The sequence below is a fragment of the Sphingobium sp. LMC3-1-1.1 genome, assembly GCF_040676285.1.
Taxonomy (GTDB): Bacteria; Pseudomonadota; Alphaproteobacteria; order Sphingomonadales; family Sphingomonadaceae; genus Sphingobium.
On record NZ_JBEGHQ010000070.1, the window covers coordinates 1 to 316 of the forward strand.

Here is a 316-nt window from a genome sequence, read left to right on the forward strand (position 1 = left end):
AAGGGGCATCATCGTGAACCGAGTTATCCATCCTGACGTCGTGCGCAATCTGGCGCTGGCGATCCTCGCCTCATCCACCGCGCCTGCGCTGCTGCTCGACGGAGATCTCACCGTGATAGCCGGCAGCACATCCTTCTACGCCGCCTTCGCTCTTGTGCCGAAAAACGTGGCCGGACGGCCTGTATTCAGACTCGGCGCCGGTGAGTGGGACGTACCGCAGCTTCGCTCGCTGCTCAGCGCAACGCTCTGCGGTCATGCAAGGATCGAGGCTTATGAAATGGACCTCAAGGGCGGTGCCGCTCCACGGCGGCTGATG

The 316-nt window shown here is 62.7% G+C and carries 1 pseudogene; it reads left to right on the forward strand.

The window, feature by feature from the left end:
• Positions 1-13 precede the first annotated feature (13 nt).
• Positions 14-316 (forward strand): annotated as a pseudogene (locus tag MRBLMC3_RS23140) (hypothetical protein); the annotation flags it as partial.